Origin of the sequence: Ancylobacter defluvii (assembly GCF_018390605.1) — a bacterium.
Classification (GTDB): domain Bacteria; phylum Pseudomonadota; class Alphaproteobacteria; order Rhizobiales; family Xanthobacteraceae; genus Ancylobacter; species Ancylobacter defluvii.
Window position 1 is genome coordinate 43,810 of the sequence record NZ_JAHBGD010000017.1, and the last position, 21,503, is coordinate 65,312.

General features: G+C 67.4%; 21 protein-coding genes. 13 read left to right on the plus strand and 8 right to left on the minus strand.

Features of this window, described 5'->3' with window-relative positions:
• Nucleotides 1–39: 39 nt before the first annotated feature.
• From mltG to fabD, 5 genes are all read right to left on the minus strand, one after another.
• Nucleotides 40–1,044, minus strand: a complete 1,005-nt coding sequence (gene mltG, locus KHC24_RS11880) for an endolytic transglycosylase MltG (RefSeq protein WP_271180670.1) — start codon at nucleotides 1,042–1,044, stop codon at nucleotides 40–42.
• Between the two features lie 387 nt (nucleotides 1,045–1,431).
• The gene (gene fabF, locus KHC24_RS11885; protein WP_213363492.1) at nucleotides 1,432–2,694 is read right to left on the minus strand and encodes a beta-ketoacyl-ACP synthase II; all 1,263 of its coding nucleotides are present in this window, start codon (nucleotides 2,692–2,694) and stop codon (nucleotides 1,432–1,434) included.
• Between the two features lie 88 nt (nucleotides 2,695–2,782).
• Nucleotides 2,783–3,019 (minus strand): acyl carrier protein, encoded by a 237-nt coding sequence (locus tag KHC24_RS11890; protein ID WP_013165911.1) that lies wholly within the window; start codon nucleotides 3,017–3,019, stop codon nucleotides 2,783–2,785.
• Nucleotides 3,020–3,250: 231 nt separating this feature from the next.
• Nucleotides 3,251–3,991: a 3-oxoacyl-[acyl-carrier-protein] reductase gene (fabG, locus tag KHC24_RS11895; RefSeq protein WP_213363493.1), complete on the minus strand. Its 741-nt coding sequence runs from the start codon at nucleotides 3,989–3,991 to the stop codon at nucleotides 3,251–3,253.
• Nucleotides 3,992–4,006: 15 nt separating this feature from the next.
• Nucleotides 4,007–4,957 (minus strand): ACP S-malonyltransferase, encoded by a 951-nt coding sequence (gene fabD, locus KHC24_RS11900; protein WP_213363494.1) that lies wholly within the window; start codon nucleotides 4,955–4,957, stop codon nucleotides 4,007–4,009.
• 393 nt (nucleotides 4,958–5,350) lie between these two features.
• Between fabD and rpsF the strand changes: the two genes are divergently transcribed.
• The 12 genes from rpsF (at nucleotide 5,351) to KHC24_RS11960 (ending at nucleotide 17,607) form a co-directional block, all read left to right on the plus strand.
• A complete protein-coding gene (gene rpsF, locus KHC24_RS11905; protein ID WP_213363495.1) occupies nucleotides 5,351–5,821 on the plus strand; it encodes a 30S ribosomal protein S6 in 471 nt (156 codons plus the stop codon).
• Nucleotides 5,821–6,084, plus strand: coding sequence for a 30S ribosomal protein S18 (gene rpsR / locus KHC24_RS11910; protein ID WP_213363885.1), 264 nt, complete (start codon nucleotides 5,821–5,823; stop codon nucleotides 6,082–6,084). Before rpsF ends, rpsR begins: the two co-directional genes overlap by 1 nt.
• A 199-nt stretch (nucleotides 6,085–6,283) precedes the next feature.
• Entirely contained in the window at nucleotides 6,284–7,189 is a 906-nt protein-coding gene (locus tag KHC24_RS11915; RefSeq protein WP_246546837.1) for a DUF2232 domain-containing protein, read from the plus strand.
• Between the two features lie 35 nt (nucleotides 7,190–7,224).
• Entirely contained in the window at nucleotides 7,225–7,788 is a 564-nt protein-coding gene (rplI, locus tag KHC24_RS11920) for a 50S ribosomal protein L9 (RefSeq protein ID WP_213363497.1), read from the plus strand.
• Nucleotides 7,789–7,997: 209 nt separating this feature from the next.
• Entirely contained in the window at nucleotides 7,998–9,257 is a 1,260-nt protein-coding gene (locus KHC24_RS11925) for an SAM-dependent methyltransferase (protein WP_213363498.1), read from the plus strand.
• A gap of 155 nt (nucleotides 9,258–9,412) precedes the next feature.
• Nucleotides 9,413–10,900, plus strand: a complete 1,488-nt coding sequence (locus tag KHC24_RS11930; protein WP_213363499.1) for a replicative DNA helicase — start codon at nucleotides 9,413–9,415, stop codon at nucleotides 10,898–10,900.
• An 8-nt stretch (nucleotides 10,901–10,908) separates the two neighbouring features.
• Entirely contained in the window at nucleotides 10,909–12,024 is a 1,116-nt protein-coding gene (gene alr / locus KHC24_RS11935; RefSeq protein WP_213363500.1) for an alanine racemase, read from the plus strand.
• Nucleotides 12,025–12,122: 98 nt separating this feature from the next.
• The gene (gene radA / locus KHC24_RS11940; RefSeq protein ID WP_213363501.1) at nucleotides 12,123–13,550 is read left to right on the plus strand and encodes a DNA repair protein RadA; all 1,428 of its coding nucleotides are present in this window, start codon (nucleotides 12,123–12,125) and stop codon (nucleotides 13,548–13,550) included.
• Between the two features lie 355 nt (nucleotides 13,551–13,905).
• A complete protein-coding gene (locus KHC24_RS11945; RefSeq protein WP_213363887.1) occupies nucleotides 13,906–14,484 on the plus strand; it encodes a CvpA family protein in 579 nt (192 codons plus the stop codon).
• 168 nt (nucleotides 14,485–14,652) lie between these two features.
• Entirely contained in the window at nucleotides 14,653–16,179 is a 1,527-nt protein-coding gene (gene purF, locus KHC24_RS11950; RefSeq protein ID WP_246546839.1) for an amidophosphoribosyltransferase, read from the plus strand.
• Nucleotides 16,180–16,400: 221 nt separating this feature from the next.
• Nucleotides 16,401–16,817 carry a VOC family protein gene (locus KHC24_RS11955; RefSeq protein ID WP_213363502.1) on the plus strand — a complete coding sequence of 139 codons (417 nt, stop codon included), beginning with the start codon at nucleotides 16,401–16,403 and terminating at the stop codon, nucleotides 16,815–16,817.
• A gap of 34 nt (nucleotides 16,818–16,851) precedes the next feature.
• Entirely contained in the window at nucleotides 16,852–17,607 is a 756-nt protein-coding gene (locus KHC24_RS11960; protein ID WP_213363503.1) for an SDR family NAD(P)-dependent oxidoreductase, read from the plus strand.
• Here the strand turns inward: KHC24_RS11960 and KHC24_RS11965 are convergent.
• Nucleotides 17,582–18,535 (minus strand): DMT family transporter, encoded by a 954-nt coding sequence (locus KHC24_RS11965; RefSeq protein ID WP_213363504.1) that lies wholly within the window; start codon nucleotides 18,533–18,535, stop codon nucleotides 17,582–17,584. The genes KHC24_RS11960 and KHC24_RS11965 overlap by 26 nt on opposite strands.
• Before the next feature lie 113 nt (nucleotides 18,536–18,648).
• On the opposite strand from KHC24_RS11965, the gene KHC24_RS11970 reads away from it, so the two are divergent.
• Entirely contained in the window at nucleotides 18,649–19,110 is a 462-nt protein-coding gene (locus tag KHC24_RS11970; protein ID WP_213363505.1) for an Lrp/AsnC family transcriptional regulator, read from the plus strand.
• 704 nt (nucleotides 19,111–19,814) lie between these two features.
• Here the strand turns inward: KHC24_RS11970 and der are convergent.
• Together der and KHC24_RS11980 are read right to left on the minus strand one after the other, a co-directional pair.
• Nucleotides 19,815–21,167, minus strand: a complete 1,353-nt coding sequence (gene der, locus KHC24_RS11975) for a ribosome biogenesis GTPase Der (protein ID WP_213363506.1) — start codon at nucleotides 21,165–21,167, stop codon at nucleotides 19,815–19,817.
• A gap of 24 nt (nucleotides 21,168–21,191) precedes the next feature.
• The gene (locus KHC24_RS11980; RefSeq protein ID WP_213363507.1) at nucleotides 21,192–21,494 is read right to left on the minus strand and encodes a hypothetical protein; all 303 of its coding nucleotides are present in this window, start codon (nucleotides 21,492–21,494) and stop codon (nucleotides 21,192–21,194) included.
• Between the last annotated feature and the right edge of the window lie 9 nt (nucleotides 21,495–21,503).

Here is a 21,503-nt window from a genome sequence, read left to right on the forward strand (position 1 = left end):
ATAGCCAGCGACGCCGTAGCTCTCAAGCCGTCATGGCGCTCAATCCGCTGGCGGTGCGCCGGTATTGCCGGAAACGCCGGCCGCCGCCGGCTGCTGGCGTTCGATCTGCCGCCACCGTGCCACGTTGCGGTTGTGCTGCTCGAGGTTCTCCGCGAAGACGTGCCCACCGGTGCCGTCGGCGACGAAGTAGAGGTCCTTGGTCTTTGCCGGATTGGCAGTAGCCTCCAGCGAGGCGCGGCCGGGATTGCCGATCGGCCCCGGAGGTAGGCCCGGTATAGCGTAGGTGTTGAACGGCGTCGGCGTGGTGATATCGGCACGGGTGATCGGCCGCTCCAGCCGTCCCTTGCCGCGCACAAGGCCATAGATGATGGTCGGATCGGACTGCAGCCGCATCTTCTTGTCGAGCCGGTTGACGAACACGGCGGCGACGCGCGGCCGCTCGTCGGGCTGGCCCGTCTCCTTCTCGACGATGGAGGCAAGGATGACGAGTTCCTCCGGGGTCTTCACTGGGACCGATGGATCGCGCTTCTGCCAGATTTCCTGCAGCACCGCCTGCTGCGAACGCGCCATGCGCCGCAATATGTCCTCACGCGAGGTTCCGCGGGTGACCTTGTAGGTCTCGGGCAGCAGGCTGCCCTCGCGCGGGGTCTGGCGCACCGTGCCAGACAGCACCTCGAACTCGGCCAGCCGCTGGACGATCTGGTCGCTGGTGAGTCCTTCAGGGATGGTGAGGTTGTATTCGATCACCTTGCCGGACACGAGGGTATCAAGCACGTCCCGCGAGGAAGCACCGGCAACGAAAGCATATTCCCCCGCCTTCAGCTTGCCTGAGGACCGGGTGCCCACCGCCGCGGCGACGAAGACCCATTTATCGTTGATGAGCCCCTTGGCGGCGAGCAGATCGGCAATGTCCATCAGCCCGTAGTCGCCGGGAATGATCAGCCTGGTGTCGGCCGTCAGCGGACCCGGTGCGACATAGCGCGACTTGCCGATCCAGAACGCCGCCCCACCGAGCAGGATGGCTACGAGCAACAGGGTGAACACGGCGCTTCCGGCCACCACCAGCGGGTGATTCGCCCGATCCGATGCCCTGCGGCCTGGCTTCGCCTTCTTGGCGGGACGCCGCGGCGGAGGCGGAGCAGCACTCGCGGCTTCCGACGGCGGCGAAGCGGGTGGCGTCTCGGCGGGAGTGGATCCGGGGGGCGGCGAGTTCTCGTCTGTCATGGCGACCTCGCAAAAGCCTGTACCGCACGGATCGGTCGAACCCGCCGGGCGGACCATGCCGCATTTGCTGAATCCACGACCTCACCCTTAGGATAAGACCGCAGCGTCCGCGGGACCGCGCAACGCAGGAGGCAGACTACCTCCAAATATGGCGAAAGCGGGAAGCCGGCTCGCGACCTCCCCTAAGGTACGATCGATGACGCTCGATCAGTGCGCGTAGCGCTTGAACACCAAAGACGCATTGGTGCCACCGAAGCCGAACGAGTTCGACAAAGCATATTCCACCTGCCGCTCGCGCGGCTTATGCGGAACGAGATCGATCGGCGTTTCCATCGACGGATTGTCGAGGTTGATGGTCGGCGGCGCGATCTGATCGCGAATGGCGAGCAACGAGAAGATCGCCTCCACCGCACCGGCCGCGCCGAGAAGATGGCCGATCGACGATTTGGTCGACGACATCGAAATGGTCGCCGCCGCATTGCCGACCAGACGCTGCACCGCACCGAGTTCGATCTCGTCCGCCATGGTCGAGGTGCCATGGGCGTTGATGTAGTCAATCTCGGAGGCAGAGATGCCGGCCCGCTTCAGCGCCGCACCCATGCAGCGATAGGCACCATCGCCATCCTCGGAGGGAGCGGTAATGTGGAAGGCATCGCCGGACATGCCGTAGCCGACGATCTCGCCATAAATCTTGGCGCCACGTGCCAGCGCGTGCTCCAGCGCCTCGACCACCACGACGCCGGAACCCTCGCCCATCACGAAGCCGTCGCGGTCGCGGTCATAGGGCCGCGAGGCCTTCTCCGGCGTATCGTTGTAGCTCGTCGAGAGCGCGCGGCAGGCGGCGAAGCCGGCCATGCCGATGCGGCTGACGGGCGATTCGGTGCCGCCGGCCACCATCACATCCGCATCGCCAAGCGCGACCAGGCGCGCGGCATCGCCGATGGCGTGAGCCCCGGTCGAACAGGCAGTCACCACCGCGTGGTTCGGCCCCTTGAGCCCGTGGGCGATCGACACATAGCCGCCGGCAAGATTGATCAGGCGCCCGGGAATGAAGAAGGGAGAAACCCGGCGCGGACCACGCTCCTGCAACAGGAGGCTGGTCTCGGCGATGCCCTGCAGGCCGCCGATGCCGGAGCCGATCATCACGCCCGAGACGATCTGCTCTTCATAAGTCGAGGGATGCCATCCGGCATCGTCCAGCGCCTGCTTGGCAGCCGCCATCGCATAGATGATGAAATCGTCGACCTTGCGCTGCTCCTTCGGCTCCATCCACTGGTCGGGATTGAAGCTGCCATCAGAGCCATCGCCGCGCGGAACCTGGCAGGCGATCTTGCAGGGTAGGTCATCTACCTGGAAGTTATCGACGACGCGTGCGCCGCTCTTCCCCGCCAGGATGTTCTTCCAGCTGGTCTCGACGCCGCAACCGAGCGGCGTCACCATGCCGAGGCCGGTAACGACGACACGCCTCATTCAATCTCTCCGGAACCAGGAGCACGGCGTGCCGCGACGGCGTTCTCCCCGAGGGAAAACCGGCCATCGCGGCCGCGTCTCGCCACCCTCAGGCGGCGTTCTTTTCAAGGAACTTGATTGCGTCGCCGACGGTCAGGATCGTCTCGGCGGCGTCATCGGGGATCTCGCAATTGAAAGCCTCTTCAAAGGCCATCACCAGCTCGACGGTGTCGAGGCTGTCTGCGCCGAGATCGTCGATGAAGCTGGCATTCTCAGTCACCTTCTCGGGCTCCACGCCCAGATGCTCGGCGACGATTTTCTTCACGCGCTCGGCAATATCGCTCATCGGTTCACCCTCGTCCGTATCAGGAGGTTGCTACGTTATTTCCATCACGGTCGCCATCCGGAAGCCCCGGACAACGACCTGTTATTTGCCCCGATTAGAGGATGTCGCGGACGACTCGCTTGTTCTGCGCGGTGTCCGGCCCCCTGTGAGCCGAGGCGGTCGTTAGCACACTTCATCTGGTAAAACCAGCACGCGGACGGCGCTGGAATGCCCGGATTTCAGTAGCTTTCGTCAGATCATCGCCATTCCGCCATTCACATGCAGCGTCTGGCCTGTGACATAGCCGCCCTCGTTGGAGGCGAGATAGACCGCGGCGGCCGCGATGTCCTCCGGCGTGCCCAGCCGCGCAGCCGGAACGGCCGAGAGAATCGCTTCGCGCTGCTTCTCGTTGAGCACGTCGGTCATCGGCGTGGCGATGAAGCCGGGCGCGATGCAGTTTACCGTCACCCCCCGCGCCGCCACTTCCTTGGCCAGCGCCTTCGACATGCCGATCATGCCGGCCTTGGCGGCGGCATAATTACCCTGGCCGGCATTGCCGGTAACGCCGACGATCGAGGTGATGCCGATGATGCGGCCGGAACGGCGACGCATCATGTTGCGGGCGGCGGCGCGCATCAGCCGGAAGCCGGCGGTGAGGTTCACCGCGATCACCGTGTCCCACGCCTCGTCGGAGATGCGCACGAACAGCGCGTCGCGGGTGATGCCGGCGTTGTTGACGAGGATGTCGAGATTGCCCCCGAACGCCTCCTCAGCCTGCGGCACCAGCTTCTCCACCTCCTCGGTGGAAGCGAGGTTGCAGGGCAGCACCACGGCCCGCTCGCCGAGCTCGCCGGCAAGCGCGTCCAGCGCTTCGCGGCGGGTGCCCGAAATGGCGACGGTGGCACCGCGCGCATGCAGCGCCGTGGCGATGGCGCCGCCGATGCCGCCGGTGGCGCCGGTGACGAGAGCGGTCTTGCCGGTCAGGTCGAACATGAAAACTCCTGCTGCTCAGGCGGAAGCGGCGGAAACCGCGAAGCCCGCCACGTCTTCCGCTGTGCCTACATTGGTCGAAGCGACCTGCCGGGCGATGCGCTTGGTGAGGCCGGACAGCACCTTGCCGGCGCCAATTTCGACGAGGCGCGTCACGCCCTCGCCGGCCATGAATGTCACTGATTCGCGCCAGCGCACCGTGCCGGTCACCTGGCGCACCAGCAGATCGCGAATCTCGACGGGATCGGCTACCGGCGCGGCAGTCACATTGGCCACGACCGGCACCTTCGGCGTCGCAACGGCAACCGCAGCGAGCGCCTCACGCATCGCCTCGGCGGCGGAGGCGATCAGGCGGCAATGGAAGGGGGCCGAAACCGAAAGCAGAATGGCACGGGCGGCGCCTTCGCGTTTGGCGATCTCGACGGCACGCTCGACGGCCGCCGCGTCGCCGGAAACGACGACCTGCCCCGGCGCGTTGTCATTGGCGATGTCGCAGACCTGGCCCTGCGCCGCTTCCTCGGCCACCGCGACCACCTTGTCGTAGTCGAGGCCGAGGATCGCCGCCATCGCCCCGGTGCCCACCGGAGTTGCCGCCTGCATGGCGATACCGCGCAGGCGCAGGAGACGGGCAGCGTCAGCAACGGAGAACGCACCGGCGGCGGCCAGCGCCGAATATTCGCCGAGCGAATGGCCGGCCACGAAGGCGGCGTCACGGGCGAGATCGAGCCCGGCCTCCGCCTCCAGCACGCGGATCGCCGCCAGCGAGGTCGCCATTAATGCCGGCTGGGCGTTGGCGGTCAATGTCAGCGTCTCGATCGGGCCGTCCCACATCACCGCGGACAGCTTCTCGCCGAGCGCTTCGTCGACCTCGGCGAAGACGAGACGGGCGCTCGCGAAGTTGTCGGCGAGCGACTTGCCCATGCCGACGACTTGGCTGCCCTGTCCAGGAAAAACGAAAGCTGTGCTCATGCAGATGTTGTCCGCAGGTTAACGAATTAAGCGCGGGCAGGAACACCGGCCCGCCTGCCCTGTCAAGCGCGAGCGGCTCCGAAAGCGGCGGGAAGGCGCCGCTCGCCCACAGGCACAACCCTCGCGGACGGCGACCAAGGCACCGGGATAGGCTTGCGGGCCCGCCCCGGCAATCTTGATTTCCCGACATTTTCGCGTATAAGCGCGCGCACTGTCGGTCCCGGCCGGGGGCTGAACGGACGGTCGCGCTTGCCGCGATGTCGGAATTCCATGTGCGTTCCGCGCGTCCCGTGTCCCCGCCTTCGAGATTGTTCGAGCCTTTCCGGGGCTCGAAGGGCTCGGCGTCGGGACGATAGCCGCAATAGTGCGGAAACAAAAGGAAAGGCACGAGACATGGCTCTTTATGAGCATGTGTTCCTCGCGCGCCAGGACGTGACGGCGCAGCAGGTCGAGGAATTGACCGCCCGTTTCAAAGGCGTGATCGAGGCGAATGGCGGTACCGTTTCCAAGAACGAGTACTGGGGCGTGAAGACGCTCACCTATCGCATCCGCAAGAACCGCAAGGCCCACTTCTCCCTGCTCAACATCGACGCCCCGGCTCCGGCCGTCGCGGAGATGGAGCGCCAGATGCGGCTCGACGAGGACGTCCTGCGCTTCCTGACCATACGGGTCGAGGAGCTTGAGGAAGGTCAGTCGGTGATGCTGCAGAAGCGTGATCGTGACGATCGCGGCGAGCGTGGCGAGCGCGGCTTCGGTGGCGATCGCGGCTTCGGCGGCGGCGGCCGCGGCTTCGGCGGTGGTCGGGACGACCGTCCCCCGCGCCGTGACCGCGAAGAAGCCAACGCCAATGTGGAGAGTGAATGATGGCTTTCGGTAGCACCGGCGGTTCCGCCGCGGGCGGCGCGCGCCGTCCCTTCTTCCGTCGTCGCAAGACCTGCCCGTTCTCCGGCGCCAATGCGCCGAAGATCGACTATAAGGACGTGCGTCTGCTGCAGCGCTATATTTCCGAGCGCGGCAAGATCGTACCGTCCCGCATCACGGCGGTTTCCGCCAAGAAGCAGCGTGAGCTCGCGGCCGCCATCAAGCGCGCCCGCTTCCTCGGCCTGTTGCCTTTCGTGATCCGCTGATCGCGTGACTTTCGGCCTCCGGCAACCATGCCGGGGGCTTTCGCCTGAAATATTTCCGACCGGTCCGCGGGATGTCCCGTTGGACCCACAGCTGAGGCGGACTTCTGATTCCGCTTCTAACCGCCCCAAGGAGCGGGACAGCTCGTCGATGATGATGCTTTGGCTCATAGCGTTCGGCGCCGGTGCGGCGTCTGCCCTGATGGTTGCCGCCGTCGCGACCGGCAGCGCCTTGGCCGTGCCGCTGTTCTATCTCGCTCCCCTGCCGGTGTTGATCGCCGGGCTCGGCTGGTCGCACCTCGCCGCCCTCGTCGCCGCGTCGACCGCCGCCGTGCTCACCGGCCTGTTCTTCGGCGTCGAGCTGACCCTTGCCTATGTCGCCGGCGTCGGCCTGCCGGCCTATGTCATGGCCTATCTGGCGCTGATGGCGCGGCAGAGCGCGCCGGACGCGCCGCTTGAATGGTTTCCCGTCGGCCGCCTGGTACTAGCGGCGGCGGTGGTCGGCAGCCTGGCGGTGGCCTCGCTGATTCCGCTCGTTGCCGGCGACTTTGCCGAATATGAAGCGGCGCTGCGCAGCCTGTTTCTCGCCATGCTTACCGAGCGCGCCGGCGAAGCCGGGCCCGACGCCGAGCGCCTCGCCGACCTTCTCGTCGCCGTGATGCCGCCGGCCGCGGCGGTGGTGACCATGGCGACCCAGCTCGTCAATCTCTGGCTTGCCGCCCATGTCGCCAGGATGTCGGGGCGGCTGATGCGTCCCTGGCCGGACCTCTCGGCGATGGTGCTGCCCAAGGCGGCGGCGGCGCTGCTCGCCGGCGCATTCCTCGCCTCGATCGTGGCCTCCGGCTTCATCGGCCTGCTGGTCGAGTTGCTCGCCGCCACGCTTCTGCTGGCTTTCGGCCTGCTCGGCATCGCCGTGGTGCATGCGGTCACCCGCGGTGCACCGGGGCGTGGCCTTGTCATCGGCACGGTGTGGCTGGCTGCCCTCGCCCTCGGCTGGCCGTTTGCGGCGCTGGCGCTGCTCGGCCTGGTCGAAACCCTGTTCGGCGTGCGCGCCCGCTTCCCCCGCAAAGGCGGCCGCGGCGGCCCGCCCGCCGCCAACGACATATGAATTTTTCGAATCGAATGCACTGAAGGAGAACCAAGATGGAAGTGATTTTGCTGGAACGCGTGGCCAAGCTCGGCCAGATGGGTGAAGTGGTCCGGGTGAAGGACGGCTTCGCCCGCAACTTCCTGCTGCCGTCGGGCAAGGCCCTGCGCGCGACCAAGGACAACAAGACCCGCTTCGAGTCCATGAAGGCCCAGCTCGAGACCCGCAACCTCGAGCTCAAGAACGAGGCGGCCAAGGTCGGCGAAAAGCTCAACGGTACCGAAGTGGTACTGGTGCGCCAGGCCGGCGAAACCGGCCAGCTCTATGGTTCGGTGTCGAGCCGCGACCTCGCCGACGGCCTGACCGCTGCCGGCTTCACCGTCGCTCGCTCGCAGATCGTCCTCAACCATCCGATCAAGACCATCGGCGTCCACACCGTGCCGGTCACCCTGCACCCGGAAGTGGAAGTGACGGTCCGTGCGAACGTCGCCCGCAGCGCGGAAGAGGCCGCCCGCCAGTCGCGCGGCGAAGACCTCTCGATCATCCGTGACGAGGATGAGGACGAGGAAGTCGCCGACGAGATCGAATCGACCGAGGTCGAAGAAGCCGAGCAGGCTTGAGCCTGACCATACGTAAGTAACCTTACGTCATACGCCAAAATGTTGAGCCCGGTCGTTCGCGACCGGGCTTTTTTGCGTTCTGAATGGAAAACCGGAGTGTTGCGAGGGTGGCGATGTTGTGATGCAATGAAAAGCATCAAATGCAGACATGCCCCGCGATTGGGCAAGCAGTCTCGGGAGCGGGACTGCTGGTACCGTGGAGCCGGCCGATGGAACGGTTGCTCAGGAGCGCGCTCGCGCGCGTTATCCGCCGTGGTTCACTTACTGTCGTCTTCGCCTCAGGCGAGAAAGTCATCTTCGGAGACGGAAGCGGCAGCCCGCCTGTCATGCGCTTCACGTCACCTTCGTGGCAGAAGCAGGTCGCTCTCGATCCCGAACTCAAGTTCGGGGAGGCCTATATGGAAGGCGGGATCGTCATCGAGCGTGGCGACATCGCCGAGATTCTCGCTCTACTGATGTCCCAAGTCGGCCTCCAGGTGCCGAGCGCACCGGCCAAGGGATTGATGAAGCTACGTTTTCTGTTCCGGCGTCTGGCGCAGTTCAATCCGCGCGACAGGGCCCAGAAGAACGTCGCCCATCACTACGATCTCGACGGGCGGCTCTATTCGCTGTTTCTCGACGCCGACCGGCAATATTCCTGCGCCTATTTCGAGCGCCCGGACCAGACGCTTGACGACGCCCAACTCGCCAAGAAGCGCCACATCGCCGCTAAGCTGCTGTTCGACCGCCCGGATCTCGCCACGCTGGACATCGGCTGTGGTTGGGGCGGCATGGGGCTCTATCTTGCCGAGAATGCCGGCGCCCGCGTCACCGGCGTCACTCTTTCACAGGAACAGCTCGGCGTTGCCCAATGCCGCGCCGAGGAGCGCAATCTCACCGACCGCGCCGAGTTCCGGCTGCAGGATTATCGCGATGCCCCCGGCCCGTTCGACCGCATCGTCTCGGTTGGCATGTTCGAGCATGTCGGCATCGGCCATTACGACGAATACTTCACCAAGGTCGCTCAGCTGCTGAAGGATGACGGCGTCGCGCTGATCCATTCCATCGGCCGCTCGGAAGGTCCTGGCATCACCAACCCGTGGATCGCCAAATACATCTTCCCCGGTGGCTATATTCCCGCCCTGTCCGAGGTGCTGCCGGCGATCGAGCGGGCCGGGCTGTTTGTCACCGACGTCGAACTCCTACGGCTGCACTATGCCGAGACACTGAAGGCCTGGCGCGAACGCTTCCTCGCCCATCGCGAGGAGGTAGAGCGCATCTATGACGAGAGATTCGTACGAATGTTCGAATTCTATCTCGCCGCATCCGAGATGGCGTTCCGACATCAGGGCATGATGATCTTCCAGATCCAGCTCGCCAAGCGCGAGGGCGTAGTGCCGATGACCCGCAACTACATCACCGAAGCCGAAGCAGCATTGAAGGCGATGGAGAAGCAGAATCGACCGGGCCTGCGGCTGGCCGGCGAGTAGTAGTCGGGAACCGCCAGGGAAGGTGGAACACGGTCAAGGCCGATTCCGCTTTCCACAGGCGCTCCACAGGACAAAATGGCCATGCGCGATTCGCTCCGGACTCGGGCGCCGGGGCGGCGTTAGCTAGCGGCTAATCACTCGCACCCGGAACCGTCATGCTCGATTCCCCCGCGCGCCCCGCGGCCGCGTCCGAACCGCATTACCGCACGGCTCCTCACAATATCGAGGCGGAGCAGGCGCTGCTTGGCGCCATTCTCGTGAACAACGAGGCGTTCTATCGCGTCTCCGACTTCCTGCAGCCGCGCCATTTCTTCGATCCGGTGCATACCGCCGTCTACGAGACCGCCAGCGCCCTGATCCGCGCCGGCAAGGTGGCGACGCCGGTGACGCTCAAGACCTTCCTGCCCGCCGAGCTCGACATTGGCGGGCTCACGGCGCCGCAATATCTCGCCCGGCTCGCCGCCGAGGCGACCACCATCATCAATGCCGAGGATTACGGCCGCACCATCTACGACCTGTCGGTACGGCGCGACCTCATCGCCATCGGCGAGGAGGTGGTGAACGAAGCCTTTGACGCACCTATTGATTCGACGCCGCAGCAGCAGATCGAGGAGGCAGAAAAGCGCCTCTACGAACTCGCCGAGACCGGGCGCTACGATGGCGGCTTCCTGCGCTTCAACGATGCGCTGAAGGAAGCCGTCGACATGGCGAGCCGCGCCTTCCAGCGCGAAGGGCACCTGTCGGGCACCGCCTCCGGCCTCGACGATCTCGACCAGATGATGGGCGGACTGCAACCTTCCGACCTCATCATCCTCGCCGGCCGCCCGGCGATGGGAAAGACCTCGCTCGCCACCAACATCGCCTTCAACGTCGCGGCGGCCTACCAATCCGAGACGCTGCCGGACGGCTCCATCCGCGCGACCGATGGCGGGGTGGTCGGCTTTTTCTCGCTGGAAATGTCGGCCGAACAGCTGGCTACCCGTATTCTCGCCGAGCAGGCCGAGATCGCCTCCTACAAGATCCGCCGCGGCGACATCTCCGAGCCCGAGTTCGACAAGCTCGCCAGTTGCGCTCAGATGATGCAGACGATTCCGCTCTACATCGACGACACCGGCGGCATTTCCATTGCCCAGTTGCGCGCCCGTGCCCGCCGGCTGAAGCGCCAGCGCGGCCTCGACTTCATGGTCGTGGACTATCTCCAGCTGCTGACCGGTTCATCCAAGAGCTCATCTCAAGGTCGCGTGCAGGAAATCACCGAGATCACAACCGGTTTGAAGGCACTGGCGAAAGAACTCGCGATACCGATCATGGCATTGTCCCAGTTGTCACGCCAGGTCGAATCGCGCGACGACAAGCGGCCTCAGCTCTCTGATCTTCGCGAATCCGGCTCGATCGAGCAGGATGCCGACGTGGTGATGTTCGTTTTTCGTGAGGAATACTATCTGAAGAACAAGGAGCCGAAGGAAGGCACCGAGGAATGGTTCAAGTGGGACCAGGACATGAAGGCCGCCATGGGCGTCGCCGAGGTGATCATCGGCAAGCAGCGCCACGGCCCGACGGGCACCGTGAAGGTGGCGTTCGAGGCACAGTTCACCCGCTTCTCCACGCTGGCCCGCCAGGATCACCTACCCGCGCATGATTGAGGTATTCCATGGCTGATTCCAACGTGCAGAGCGCCGAGGCCGGCGGCCGCCTCACCATCGATCTGCAAGCGATTTCAGATAATTACACCGATATTGCCGCGCGCACGGCTCCCGCTGCCTGCGCCGCCGTGCTGAAGGCCGACGCCTACGGAACCGGGCTGGAGCCCGTTGCGGCGACGCTTTGGGCGGCCGGGGCGCGGACGTTTTTCGTCGCCCTGCTCTGCGAGGCGCGGCGGCTGCGCAACCTGCTGCCGCAGGCCGAGATCTTCGTGCTCAACGGCCTCTTCGCCGAGTGCAGTGAGGCGTACGATGCGTACGATCTCAGGCCGGTTCTGGGCAGCCTGGACGAAATAGAGCGCTGGCGGGCCTATTGCGCCCGGATCGACCGCCCCCTCCCCGCGGCCCTGCATGTCGATACCGGCATGAACCGGCTCGGCGTGTCGCCGGCGGAGGCGATCAACCTCGCCGAGGGGCGCGACGAGCTCGGCTTTCCGCTGGTGCTGGTGATGAGCCACCTCGCCTGCGCCGACGATCCCGGCCACCCGCTCACCGCCCGCCAGCTGGAGGACTTCCGCGCCGTCGCCGCGCTGTTCCCCGACGTGCGTGCCTCGCTCGCCAATTCGGCGGCGGCGCTCGGCGACAACGCGCTGCATTTCGACATGGTGCGGCCCGGCATCGCGCTCTATGGCGGACGTGCCCGCAGGGATGTCGCGCCGCTGCGGCCGGTGGTGCGGCTCGACCTGCGGATCGCGCAGATCCGTGAGGTGCATGAAGGCGGGACCATCGGCTATGGCGCGGTGCAGACGGCGCGGCGGCCTTCGCGGATCGCCATCCTCGCCGCCGGCTATGCCGACGGCATTCCCCGCCTCGCCGGCTCCTCGGATGCGCGGCGGGGCGCCGAGGTGGCGATCGCCGGCCGGCGCTGCCCGCTCGTCGGGCGCATCTCCATGGACCTGATGACGGTCGACATCACCGACCTCCCGGACGATGCCGTCCGCCCCGGCGACTGGGCGACGCTAATTGGCGAGGGTATCGGCGTCGACAACCTTGCAGCGCACGCGCAGACCATTGGCTACGAGGTGCTGACCTCGCTCGGCCCTCGCTTCCACCGGCGCTGGAAATAGCGGGGCGCGAGAGCAGGCCGCGCGATCGGGAGGCTTGCGCCCAGCGCGCGGCATGCAACATAGGGGAACGCCTTCCCACCCGCACGGACCCGCCGCCGATGGCCAAGAAATCACCGTCCTTCATCTGCCAGGCGTGCGGCGCGGTGCATTCCCGCTGGCAGGGCAAATGCGATGCCTGTGGCGCCTGGAACAGCATCGCCGAAGAATCCCCCGCCACGGTCAGCCTGCCGGTCGCCCACCGCTCCGGCCGCAAGGGCCGGCTGATCGAACTGCAATCGCTCGCCGGCTCCAGCGAAAGCCCGCCGCGCACCCAGACCCGCATCGCCGAATTCGACCGCGTCACCGGCGGCGGCATCGTGCCGGGCTCGGTACTGCTGATCGGCGGTGATCCCGGCATCGGCAAATCGACGCTGCTGATCCAGGTCTCGGCGACGCTCGCCCGCGCCGGCCACCGCGTCATCTATGTCTCCGGCGAGGAGGCGGTGGAGCAGGTGCGGCTGCGCGCCGAGCGGCTCGGCCTCGCGAACGCGCCCGTCGAGCTGGCCGCGGAGACCAATGTCGAGGACATCGCCGCCACCCTCTCCCAGGGAAGGACCCCGGCGATGGTGGTGATCGATTCCATCCAGACCATGTGGACCGACACCGCCGAATCCGCCCCCGGCACGGTGACGCAGGTGCGCTCCTCGGCGCAGATCCTGATCCGCTACGCCAAGCAGGCCGGCGCCGCCGTCATCCTTGTCGGCCATGTGACCAAGGACGGCCAGATCGCCGGCCCGCGCGTCGTCGAGCACATGGTCGACGCGGTGCTGTCCTTCGAGGGCGACGGCGCGCATCAGTTCCGCATCCTGCGGGCGCAGAAGAACCGCTTCGGGCCGACCGACGAGATCGGCGTGTTCGAAATGACCGGGCTGGGGCTCGAAGAGGTGGCGAATCCCTCGGAGCTGTTCCTTTCCAACCGCGATCGCGGCGCGCCGGGCACCGCGGTCTATGCCGGCATGGAGGGCACCCGGCCGGTGCTGGTGGAAATCCAGGCGCTGGTGGTGCCGACCAGCCTCGGCACGCCGCGCCGGGCGGTGGTCGGCTGGGACCCCTCGCGGCTGTCCATGGTGCTGGCGGTGCTGGAGGCGCGCTGCGGCATCAAGCTCGGCGGCCACGACGTGCATCTCAACGTCGCCGGCGGCTTCCGCATCTCCGAACCGGCCGCCGACCTCGCAGTGGCGGCGGCGCTGGTATCGTCGCTCTCCGGGGCGGTGCTGCCGGCCGACAGCGTGTATTTCGGCGAGATCAGCCTTACCGGCGCCGCCCGGCCGGTGCCGCATGCCCCGGCGCGGCTGAAGGAAGCCGCCAAGCTCGGCTTCGCCCGCGCGGTGCTCCCGGACGCCAAGAACAAGGAACGCGGGGGTAAAGAACGAGAGGGGGGCGCGTCGCCGATCCCGCTCGACGTCATCGGCTCGCTGGCCGATCTGGTCGCCGGCATCGCCGCGCGCGGGACGCGGCGGAGCCCGCGGGCGGTGGAAGAGGCCTAGCCCACGCGGGGAGGCCCAGAAGGGCTTGCCGTGAGGAAGGGGGCGCGGGCATCTCCGGCTCTGCCGGCCAGCTTCCCCCTGCTCACGCGCCGGCAAGTACCTGCCTCGGGGGACGCCAATCCGTCGCCACGCCAGCGGATCGCCCCGCCGACCGGGGCAGATGGCGAAGGGCGTGGCCCGATCTCCCGGCTTACCAACAGATACGACAGGCGAGGCACCAAGAAGACACCCCAACAGGGATGACGCGACAGGCCGGCCGCGCTATACCTCGCCGGCCCGCGCAGGGTGCCGACTTTGCAGATTCGCCCCCGCGGTCTTGCCTGCGGGCCATCGCTTTGATCACGGTGTGCTTGATTTGACGCTGCTCGACATCATCCTTCTCGCCGTGATGGTGATCTCCGGCCTGCTGGCCATGGTCCGCGGCCTCGTGCGCGAGGTCTTCGCCATCGCCTCCTGGATCGCAGCTGCCGCGGTAACCCTGTACGGCTACCCGCACCTGCTGCCCTATGCCAAGCAATATATAAGCAACGATACCTTCGCCATGGCGGCGACGGTGGGCGGCCTGTTCCTGGTGACGCTGCTGGTCGTCTCGATCATCACCGTGCGCATCTCGGATGCGATCCTCGACAGCCGCATCGGCGCGCTCGACCGCACGCTGGGTTTCCTGTTCGGTCTCGCACGCGGATTCCTTATAATGGTGGTCGCCTTCCTGTTCTTCAACTGGCTGGTCCAGAACGAGCAGGGGCAGCCCGACTGGATTCGCAACGCGCATTCGCGGGTGGTCTTGCAAAGTGCGGGCGACTGGCTCATTTCCGTGTTGCCGGAAGATCCCGAGAAGCTGATACGCGACATTCGCAGCCCGAAGGACGCCGAACCGACCGAACCTCCCCCGGAGCCCGTTGCTCCGGGACCGGCCGCCCCTCCGGCACAGTGAATTCGCACGCAGCGCCGGAACGGGATCGTTTCCGGCGCTGCGGCGTTCGGATCGAGACACCGGAACGCTTTTGGCGGGCGGGAAGTTATTCCTGTTCAATAAAGGCGCTTCGGAGCACACACGCGGAAGCGTGCGCAGCCGGGACTGCGTGGAGCGGAGCAAGGTCACATGACCCATAGGACCCTTGAGAATTCGGCCATCGACCTCACGGGCGAGAGACGTGCCGCCTCGCGCCAGCCGGGAACCGACACTTTCGACCCCTATGGCGATACGCTGCGCGAGGAATGCGGCGTGTTCGGCGTGTTCGGCCATCCCGACGCGGCGGCGATCACCGCGCTGGGGCTGCACGCCTTGCAGCATCGCGGCCAGGAAGCCGCTGGCATCGTCACCTTCGACGGCCAGCGCTTCCACTCCGAGCGCCGGCTCGGCCTCGTCGGCGACGCCTTCTCCGATGGCGAGGCGATCAAGCGCCTGCCGGGCCACATCGCGGTCGGCCATGTGCGCTATTCCACCACCGGCGAGACCATACTGCGCAATGTGCAGCCGCTGTTCGCCGAGCTCGACGGCGGCGGCTTCGCCATCGCCCATAACGGCAACCTCACCAATGGCCTGACGCTGCGCCGGCAGATCATCCGCGACGGCGCCATCTGCCAGTCGACCTCCGACACCGAGGTGATGCTGCACCTCGTCGCCCGCTCCAAGCGGCCGCGCTTCACCGAGCGTTTCATCGACGCGCTGAAGCTGATCGAGGGCGCCTACGCCTTTGTCGGCCTCACCAACAAGAAGCTGGTCGGCGCCCGCGACCCGCTCGGCATCCGCCCGCTGGTGCTCGGCGAGCTCGACGGCCACCCGATCCTCACCTCCGAGACATGCGCCCTCGACATAATCGGTGCGCGTTTCGTGCGGGACGTCGAGCCCGGCGAAGTGATCGTGTTCTCCTCCGACAAGGTGGAGACGCTGCGCCCGTTCCCGGCGATGACGCCGCGCCCCTGCATCTTCGAGTACATCTATTTCGCCCGGCCGGACTCGGTGGTGGGCGGGCGCTCGGTGTACCAGGTGCGCAAGAACATGGGCTACCAGCTCGCCGCCGAGGCTCCGGCCGAGGCCGACCTGGTGGTGCCGGTGCCGGATTCCGGCGTGCCGGCGGCAATCGGCTATTCGCAGGCCTCCGGCCTGCCCTATGAGCTCGGCATCATCCGCAACCATTATGTCGGGCGCACCTTCATCCAGCCGACCCAATCGGTGCGCGACCAGGGCGTGCGGATGAAGCACTCGGCCAACCGCTCGGTGGTCGAGGGCAAGCGCATCGTGCTGATCGACGACAGTCTTGTCCGCGGCACGACGTCGGTCAAAATCGTGCGCATGATGCGCGAGGCCGGGGCGCGCGAGGTGCATTTCCGCATCTCCTCGCCGCCGATCACCCACCCGGACTATTACGGCATCGACACGCCGGACCGCGACAAGCTGCTCGCCGCCACCCATGACCTCGAAGGCATGCGCCGCTATATCGGCGCCGACAGCCTTGCCTTCCTGTCCATCGACGGCATCTACCGCGCCATGGGCTTCGAGGGCCGCGACAACCTGCAGCCGCAGTTCACCGACCACTGCTTCACCGGCGAGTACCCGACGCCGCTGACCGACCGCACCGGCGAGGTGCCGTCGCGCCAGCTGTCGCTGCTGGCCGAAGCGAGCTGAGGGGGCCGATCCCTCTCCCCGCCCGAGCCCGGCTGTTGCCGAACTCGGTTCCGGCAAGGCCGAAGCCGGAAACATCCGGCCTCAGTTGAGAGGTCGCCCGCGAAGCGGGTCGGTGCGGGGGCTGCGCGACTGCCGAGCGTCGAAGACCCCTCACCCCAACCCTCTCCCCGTCAGGGAGAGGGAGTCGTTCACCGCCACGCGTCAACTTCGAGGAACTGGACATGGTCGAGCTGAACCAGTGGCATCGCGGGCGGCTGATCGACCATCTCCAGCTGGTGGTGTCCGACTTCGAGGGCAGCCGCCGCTTCTACAAGGCGGTGCTGGCGGTGATCGGCGTGCCGGTGGTGGAGGGCGACGGCTATTTCTACGCCGACGAGCTGTTCGTCTCGCCCGGCGAACCGACCACCGGCCGCGCCCATCTCGCCTTCCAGGCAGCCGACATCGAGACCGTGAAGCGCTTCTACGAGACAGCGCTCGCCAATGGCGGGCGCGACAACGGCGCGCCGGGCTATCGCGACTATCACCCGGGCTATTATGCCGCCTTCGTCCTCGACCCCGAGGGCAATAATATCGAGGCCGTCAACCACGGCCCGGCCAAACGCTCGGCGCCCTCCGTGGTCCTGACCGACGACAACTGACATCGCCAAGCAACAATCTGCCGAGGAACGCCGGATGACCGATACCCAAGCGCGGCCGCTGGAAGGCCGCCTCGCCCTCGTCACCGGGGCGACCCGCGGCATCGGCCGTGCCACCGCCCTCGCCCTCGCCGAAGCCGGCGCGCATGTGATCGCCACCGGCCGCACCCAGGGTGCGCTGGAGGAACTCGACGACGCCATCGTCGCCACCGGCGCCACCGCGACGCTGGTGCCGCTGGACATACTTGACTTCGCCGGCATCGACCGGCTGGGCGGCGCGCTGTTCGAGCGCTTCGGCAAGCTCGACATACTGGTCGGCAATGCCGGCGTGCTCGGACCGATGACGCCGCTGGCGCAGATCGAGCCCAAGGACTGGGAAGGCCCGCTCAACGTGAACCTCACCGCCAACTGGCGGCTGATCCGCTCGATGGACCCGCTGCTGCGGCAGTCCGATGCCGGGCGGGCGGTGTTCGTCTCCTCCGGCGCCGCGCACAAGGCGCGCGCCTTCTGGGGCGCCTATGCGGTGACCAAGGCCGGGCTGGAAGTGCTGGCCCGCACCTGGGCGGCGGAGACCGCCAACATCTCGGCGCTCAAGGTGAACCTGATCAATCCCGGCCCGATCCGCACCCGCATGCGGGCCCGGGCCTTCCCGAGCGAGGACCCGAGCACCCTGCCGGCACCGGAAGAGGTGGCGCAGGCGATCCTCGCTCTGTGCCTGCCGAGCTTCACCCAGACCGGCACGCTCTACGACTTCCCCACCCGCAGCCTCAAGGAATTCCCGGCTCCGGCGTGACCGGCCGCTCCGCTCTCCCGCCGCGGCGGCGGGTGAAGATCGTCACCGCCACCACCACGCCGACCAGTTGCAGCAGCGTGCCGACCGTCTCGGGCAGAGTCGGCAGGCGTTGCTCATAGGCAAGGCCGTAGCCGAGGCCGAACACCGTCTCGGCGACGATGAGCTGCGCGGAGAGGGCCAGCGGCAGCCGCCGCGCCGCCACCACCCAGCAATAGGTGCCGAACCAGGACACCACGCCGCCCATCAGCAGCACCCAGACCAGGAAGCGCATGGCATCCTCGGGCGCCGGCGGCAGCGTGGGCGCCCGCAGCACCACCGGCAGCAGCAGCACCGCAGCCGTGCCGGCGCCAAGCCCCTGCAACCCGGTCCAGCGCAGGGCCGAGGGCGCGCCGTCGGTGCGCATCACCACCGCATTGACCAGCCCGTAGACCACCCAGATCGCCAGCGATGCCGCTGCCAGGCCGATGCCGGCCAGCATCGCCCCGGCCTCGGCCGGCGTCGCCTCGCCGAGCCCGTCGGCGTTCACCACCGCCAGCCCGGCGGCAATGAGGCCGAGCGGCGCCACCAGCCGGTGCCAGGCTACCGCCGGCTCGCGCAGATTGCCGATCACCGCCAGCACGACCGGCGCGGTGCCGGCGATCAGCGGCGGCACCACCGCGCCGGCGAGCAGCACGGCGTAGGAAATGGTGAGGAAGTAGCCGAAATAGCCGAAGGCCCCGAGCGCGAAGCCGACCGCCCGCTGCCGGCGCGTGAGACCGAGCGGCCGGAAGCGGGCATCCACCATCAGCAGGACGCAGACCAGGCCGAATAGCAGATAGCGCGCGACCGAAAGCTCGAGCGCGGTGAAGGGCAGGACGGCCCGCGGCGCCACGAAGGAAAGACCCCACAGCGCGCCGGTGACGAGGCCCGCGAGGATGCCGATGAGCATGTCGGAGGATCCGATTCGAGAGGCGGCGAGAATGGCATTCGCCGCCGTCGATTCGAATGGAGAAACCAAGCCGATCTGGCAAATATGCCTTTCATTCGAAGGGGAGAGCGGCGATGCGGCTTCAAGGCACCGAACCCGGGCTCGACGCGCTCGATGCCGGCATTCTCAGCGCGCTGGATCGGGATGCGCGGATCACCATGAGCGAACTCGCCCGCCTGATCGGCATGTCGGCGCCCGGCGTCGCCGAACGGGTGCGGCGGCTGGAAGCGGCCGGGGTGCTCAAGGGCTTCTCGGCGGAGATCGAGCCGCGCGCGCTCGGCTATGCCATCCGCGCCATGGTCCGCATCCGGCCGCTACCCGGCAAGCTGCATCTGGTGGAGAAGCTGATCGACGCCTGCCCGAACATCGTCGAGTGCCACAAGATCACCGGCGACGACCCGTTCCTCGCCCAATTGGTGGTGCGCGACATCGAGGAGATGGACGGGGTGCTGGAGGCGCTGGCCGAGCACGCGGTGACCTCGACGGCGGTCATCAAGTCGCAGGCGGTGCGAAGAAGGCTGCCGCCGCTGCGATGAGGAGAGGATCCAGCGGCTAGCCGACCGGCATCCTGCCCGCAGGCGCGGTGATCCGGGCTCGACCGGCCTCATCCTGCTCATGCGGCGGCTCCGGCATCCCCAAGGGGGGAGCAAATGCACGCGGGCGCCATGGCCGATCCGGCTGCCCCGGCACTTCCCTCTCCCCGTTGGGGAGAGGTGGCCCGCGTAGCGGGTCGGTGAGGGGCGACGCGATTGGGAGGCGAAGAAGACCCCTCACCCCACCCCTCTCCCCCTCGGGGAGAGGGAGCGGCCTTCATCTGGCAGGTCGAGGCGTTCCAGCATTCCCAAGGGCGGAGCAAATGCACGCGGGCGCCATGGCCGATCCGGCTGCCCCGGCACGTCCCTCTCCCCCGTTGGGGAGAGGTGGCCCGCGTAGCGGGTCGGTGAGGGGCGACAACATTGCCGGCCGTGGAGCCCCCTCACCCCACCCCTCTCCCCCTCGGGGAGAGGGAGCGGCCCTCATCTGGCGGGTCGAGGCGTTCCAGCATTCCCAAGGGCGGAGCAAATGCACGCGGGCGCCATGGCCGATCCGGCTGCCCCGGCACTTCCCTCTCCCCCGTTGGGGAGAGGTGGCCCGCGTAGCGGGTCGGTGAGGGGCGACGCGATTGGGAGGCGAAGAAGACCCCTCACCCCAGGCCTCTCCCCGATGGGAGAGGGAGCCGCCTCAACCTCCGTGCCCGGCCTCAGTCCTTCTCGGCGTAGGGGTTGTCCTTCTCGCGCAGCGTGAGGCGGATCGGCACGCCGGGCAGGTCGAAGGTGGCGCGCAGCCCGTTCACCAGATAGCGGATATAGCTCTCCGGCAGCGCATCCGCCCGCGAGCAGAACAGCACGAAACTCGGCGGCCGGCTCTTGGGCTGGGTGATGTAGCGCAGCTTGATGCGGCGGCCCGACACCGCCGGCGGCGGATGGTCGGTCGTGGTCTCGATAAGCCAGCGGTTCAGCGGGTTGGTGGCGACGCGGCGGTTCCACACCTCATAGGTCTGCTCGATCGCCTTCACCAGCCGGTCGAGGCCGTCGCCGGTGAGGCCGGAGACCATCACCACCGGCATGCCACGCGCCTGCGGCAGCCAGTGATCGGCCTCCTCGCGCATCTTCTTGGCGATGCCGGCCTGATCCCGCACCAGATCGCTCTTGGACACCGCGATCACCAGCGCCCGCCCCTCGCGCACCACCAGGTCGGCGATGCGCAGATCCTGCTCCTCGAAGGGATGGGTGGCATCCATCATCACCACCACCACCTCGGCGAAGCGAGCGGCGCGCAGGCCGTCGGCCACCGAGAGCTTCTCCAGCTTGTCCTCGACGCGGGCGCGCTTGCGCATGCCGGCGGTGTCGAACAGCTTCAGCTTCACCCCGTGGCGCTCGACATCCACCGCGATGGAATCGCGGGTGATGCCGGCCTCCGGGCCGGTGAGCAGCCGGTCCTCGCCGAGCAGCGCGTTGATCAGCGTCGACTTGCCGGCATTGGGACGGCCGAGCACGGCGACGCGGATCGGCCGCTCGCCGTCGCGCTCCTCGACCTCCTCGTCGAAGGCCTCATCGTCATCCGGGAAGCACTGCACCAGCGCCCGCACCAGTTCGCCCATGCCCTCGCCATGCTCGGCGGAAAGCTCCACCGGATCGCCGAGGCCGAGCGCATAGGCATCGAGCGCGCCGGCAACGGCGTCGCGGCCCTCGCTCTTGTTGGCGACCAGGATGGTGTGCTTGCCGGAGCGGCGGGCCAGCTCTGCGAAGGCGCGGTCGGTAGGGGTAAGGCCGGCGCGGGCGTCGATGAGGAACAGCAGCACGTCGGCATCGTCGATCGCCGCCTCGGTCTGGGCGCGCATGCGGCCTTCGAGGCTTTCCGCCTTGGCCTCTTCCAGCCCGGCGGTATCGATGACGCGGAACGACAAATGGCCGAGCCGGGCCTCGCCCTCGCGCCGGTCACGGGTCACGCCGGGGCGGTCGTCGACCAGCGCGAGGCGCTTGCCGACGAGGCGGTTGAACAGCGTCGACTTGCCCACATTCGGGCGGCCGACGATGGCGACGGTCATGGTCATCGGATGGCGCCCCCGCGCCGTTGTTTACTGGGCCGGCACGGTGGCCGGCTGGCCGGCGGCAGACGGGCTGTCGGCGGCCGGAGTGGAATAATCATAGCCGGAATTGGCCGGCTGCTGCGGCGCCGCGTTGTAATCGACGCCCGGCACGCCTTCCGGAAACACCGCCGTGCGCGCGCCCGGCAGCTTCTTTTCCTTCTCCGCGAAGGGATTGAGCTTGTCGATATCCATCGATCCGCAGCCGGCGGTGGCGAAGGCGAGCGACAGCGCGGCCATCACCAGGGCCGCACGGCGCACGGAGCGCCCGGTAACACGTTGGCTGGACGGCATCCCTACCCC